At 75.3% G+C, this 4,609-nt stretch carries 3 protein-coding genes; all 3 read right to left on the reverse strand.

Annotated elements, in window-relative coordinates; all coding sequences use genetic code 11:
• Nucleotides 1-1,286: cobyrinate a,c-diamide synthase (locus tag AC08OX_RS15150; protein ID WP_476608403.1), on the reverse strand; the 1,286-nt coding region annotated here is incomplete at its 3' end.
• Complete coding sequence (cobO, locus tag AC08OX_RS15155) at nt 1,280-1,888, reverse strand: cob(I)yrinic acid a,c-diamide adenosyltransferase (RefSeq protein ID WP_476608404.1); 609 nt, start codon at nt 1,886-1,888, stop codon at nt 1,280-1,282. The genes cobO and AC08OX_RS15150, both read right to left, overlap by 7 nt.
• Entirely contained in the window at nt 1,885-4,062 is a 2,178-nt protein-coding gene (locus AC08OX_RS15160) for a VWA domain-containing protein (protein WP_476608405.1), read from the reverse strand. Before AC08OX_RS15160 ends, cobO begins: the two co-directional genes overlap by 4 nt.
• Between the last annotated feature and the right edge of the window lie 547 nt (nt 4,063-4,609).

Genomic DNA, 4,609 nt, shown 5'->3' on the forward strand with positions numbered 1-4,609 from the left:
GGTGGGGGCCGTAGGACCGTACGGTGGAACTCGTGGGCGTGCACGGTGGTCCCGGCCGCCGCCAGGGGGCTGTCCGCAGCGGCGATCGCGCTGCGGTAGCCGAGGGTGAGCCGCGGGCCCATCACCGCCTCCACGTCGAGAACCCCGCACATCGGCGCGCCGTCCAGGGTGCGGGCCAGGTAGAGCAGTCCGGCGCACTCGGCTGCGACCGGCCCGCCGCGGGCGGCGAACGCGGCGACCTCGGCGCGTAACCGGGCGTTGTCGGCGAGCGCGGCGACGTGCTCCTCGGGGAAACCACCGCCGATGATCAGGGCGTCGGTTCCCGGTGGCAGCGTCTCGTCGCGCAGCGGGTCGACGGGGACGACGTCGGCGCCCGCGGCGGTGAGCAGCTCGATGTGTTCGGGGTAGCCGAAGGTGAACGCGGCTCCCCCGGCGACCGCGACCCGCGGGGGCCGGTCGGGCATCTCGGGCATCGCCGGGTCCGCTGTGGTGACCGCTGCCGGTCCGGCCGCGGCGAGCACGGTGGCCGGCTCCCAACGCGCGACGCGCAACGGCGGCGCGGTGCGTGCCACCCGCAGCAGGGCGTCGAGGTCGCAGGCGGATCCGACCAGCGCGCCGAGCCGGTCGACGGCGGCGACGGCGGCGGGTCTGCGTTCCGCCGCCGGCACCAGACCGAGATGCCGCGAGGGGGTGTGGACGGCCTGTTCCCGCGGCAGCGCGCCGAGCACGGGCACGGCGATGTCGTCGAGTGCCTCGGTGAGCAGGTCGCGGTGACGGGGGGAACCGACCCGGTTGAGGATCACCCCGGCCAGGCGGATCCGCCGGTCGAATCCGCGGAACCCGGCGACGAGCGCGGCGATCGAGCGGGCGGCGCCGGAGACGTCGACGACGAGCACGACGGGGGCGTCGAGCAGCCGGGCGACGTGCGCGGTGGAGGCATGGTCGGCCTGCTCACCGGGACCGGGACGGGCCACCCCGTCGAACAGGCCCATCACCCCTTCGACGACGGCGAGGTCCGCGCCGCGGGCCCCGTGGGCGAACAGCGCGGCGATGCGCGCCGCGCCGCAGAGCACCGCGTCAAGGTTACGGCCCGGCCGGCCGCAGGCCAGCGCGTGGTAGCTGGGATCGATGTAGTCCGGGCCGACCTTGTGCGGGGAGACGTGCAGGCCGCGGGCGGTGAACGCGGCCATCAGCCCGGTGGTCACCGTCGTCTTGCCGGCGCCGCTGGCCGGGGCGGCGAGAACCAGCCGGGGAATGTCGATCTCCGCCCGGGGCTCGCTCACCACTCGATGCCCCGCTGCCCCTTTTGCCCGGTGTCCATGGGATGGCGGACCTTGGTCATCTCGGTGACGAGGTCGGCGGCGTCGAGCAGCTCCCGGGGGGCGCGCCGCCCGGTGACGACGACATGCTGGCGGCCGGGGCGGGAACGCAGGACCTCGACGACCTCGTTGACGTCGAGCCATCCCCAGCGCAACGGGTAGGTCAGTTCGTCGAGCACGTACAGCCGGTAGGTCTGGGCGGTGAGGTCCCGGGTGATCTGCGCCCAGCCCTCCCGGGCAGCGGCACCCGGGTCGCCGTCCGGGTCGACCCGTTCGCGCACCCAGCTCCAGCCCGCGCCCATCTTGTGCCAGGTGACCGGGCCGCCCTGGCCGGAGTCGGCGAGGACGTGCAGCGCGCGTTCCTCGCCGATGCGCCACTTCGCGGACTTGACGAACTGGAACACTCCGACCGGCCAGCCCTGTGACCAGGCGCGCAACGCCAGACCGAACGCGGCCGTCGACTTCCCCTTGCCGTTGCCGGTGTGAACCATCAGCAGCGGCCGGTCGCGGCGCTGGCGGGTGGTCAGCCCGTCGTCGGGGACGGTCTCGGGCTGTCCCTGCGGCGTCAACAGGCCACCTTTCCGGACGTCGCGCGGGGCGTCGTGCGGGGAGTGAGATGGTGCAGGGCGTCCAGCGGGATCGTGACGCCGCCGAGGGCGCCCGCGAGCCGCTGGGCCAGGCCCAAGCGCAGGAAACCGTTCTCGCAGTCGACGACGACGCTGCTCAACTCACCCCGGCCGCCGCCACGCCCCCCGGTACCGGCCGGCCCGCCCGTCGCCGGTCCGGCCGCGCCACCGGCGGCGCGCACCAGCGCGCGGGCCACCGGCAGCGGGTCGCCCCCGGCGGTCGCCCGGCCGTCGGTGACGACCACGAGCAGGGCCCGCCGCGTCGGATCACGGCGCCGTTCGGCGCGCAGGACCTCACCGGCGAGGCCCAGCCCGGCGGCCAGCGGGGTCCGCCCGCCGGTGGGCAGCGCGCGCAACCGGGCCGCGCCCACCTCCACGCTCGAGGTCGGCGCGAGCACCACCTCCGCTCCCGACCCCCGGAAAGTGATCATCCCGATCCGGTCGCGGCGCTGGTAGGCGTCGACGAGCAGGGCCAGCACGGCCGTGGTGACCAGGGTCATCCGCGCGCGGGCGGCCATCGACCCGCTGGCATCGACGACGAACAGCACCAGGTTGCCCTCCCGGCCGACGCGCACGGCGCCACGGCGGTCCGCCGGGACCAACACGAGGCCGGGTCCGCACCGGCCGCGGGCGGCCTGGAACGGGGCGGCGGCGAGCAGGGTCGCCGGCAGATGCAGGCCGGGTGCGTCCGCGGCGGTGGTGACGAGCGCGCCGCGGCTGCCGCGGGCCGGGGATCGACGTCCGGTGGCTCCCGAGGAGGTTCCGAGGCCGGCGACGGTGAGCAGCCGCGGCCGGCTCGCCGCCGCCGGTGCGCCGGCGAGCCGGGTCGAGGCCGCCGTCGCGGTCGAAGACGCCGACGGGGACGGTCGTGCCGACCACCGGTCCCCGTCATCCCCGCCGTTCCCCGCGCCGCGGTTCCCGTCCCCCGCACCGTCGCCGCCGTGGGAACCGCCGTCACCACGGGGCGCGCCCCCCGAACCGCCGCCGTCGGGCGGGTCGTCATCGGGGCGTGCATCGTTCACCGGTACCCCGGATTCCCCGGCACCGGATCCGCCGGCTTCACATTCGCCGGCCTCGCGTTCGGCCCCGACGCGCTCGTCGAGAGCGGCCAGGGCCTCGTCGAGGACGGCGTCGAGGGTCTCGTCGTCCATTCCGGGGGCGTCGAACGGGCCGCGGCGGCGGCGATGCGGTAGCGCGAGACGGGCACCGGTACGGATGTCGGCGGCGAGCACCGTGGCGCGCCCCGCCCACGCGGCGAGTGCCATCGCGGTCTTGGCCAGCACCACGTCGGCGCGCATGCCGTCGACGTCGCAGCCGGCGCAGATGGCGGTGACAGCCCGCAGCGCCGCGTCGGTGAGCCGGACCGTGCCGAGCCGGCCGCGGGCGGCGACGACCCGGGCCGCGAGTTCCGCCTCCGCGTCCGCCCAGGTCGCGGCGAACCCGGCCGGGTCGGCTTCGAACGCCAGCCGGCGGCGGACGACCTCCGCGCGCACCGCCGGGTCACGGCTGGCCGCGACGTGCACGGTCAGCCCGAACCGGTCGAGCAGCTGCGGACGCAGCTCGCCCTCCTCCGGGTTCATCGTCCCGACCAGCAGGAACACCGCCGGATGGCGCACCGACACCCCGTCGCGTTCGACGTGGGCGACCCCGAAGGCGGCGGCGTCGAGAAGCAGGTCAACGAGATGGTCCCCCAGCAGGTTGACCTCGTCGACGTAGAGCAGCCCGCGGTGGGCGGCGGCGAGCAGACCCGGGCGCAGAACGCTGACCCCGTCGGCCAACGCCCGGTCCAGGTCGAGGGAACCGGTTAGCCGGTCTTCGGAGGCGCCCACGGGTAGTTCCACCAGCCGGGCCGGACGGGTCAGTGACGGCGACGGCGCGGGATGCGGGCCGTCGGGGCAGTCCGGTGACGGCGCGTCGGGCGCGCAGGAGAACCGGCAGCCCTCCATGACCGTCACCGGGGGCAGCAGGGCGGCCAGGCCGCGCACGGCGGTGGACTTGGCGGTGCCCTTCTCCCCACGCACGAGGATTCCGCCCAGCGTGGGGGAGACCGCGTTGAGCAGCAGGGCCAGGCGCAGGTCGTCCATGCCGACCACCGCCGACAGCGGGAAGCTCACCACGGTGTCGACGCCGTCGAGGCAAGCGGGTGTCGCCGGTGCGTCGTGTGCACCGGCTGCGGCTGACAGGATCGACAGGATCGACAGGACGGATACCACGGATGCCGATGCGGCGCGTGCGGTCGATGTGGCAGTGGTACGGGCATGCCGGGGTCCTCCCAGGGTCCTCGCCCATGGTCATCATGGCGACGGCCGGAGTATCCTGGCTCCCGGATCGACGCGCACCTTCGGCCTTCCAGCCGCCGCTGCGGCCGTGGCCCGTCGCCCCGCCGGGGCGGCTCGGGGTTCCTCTCCGGACCCCTGGTCGGGCGATCGCCGGGCACGCCCGCCTCCTCGTCGGCGAGCCTGCCCAGGAAGGGTGCGCTTCCCGGTGACAGTGGCGGGACCGCGCCGGACTCGCACCGGCTTCCTCCCCCTGCTGTCGCGTCTGTCAGCATGACATATCCGTCGGCGACCAGTACGTCGTCTCGACGACCAGGACGTCGAGACGACGTACTGGTCGCCGACGGATATGTCATGCTGACAGACGCGACAGCAGGGGGAGGAAGCC

The sequence above is a fragment of the Frankia sp. CoBUL1 genome, from assembly GCF_978021245.1.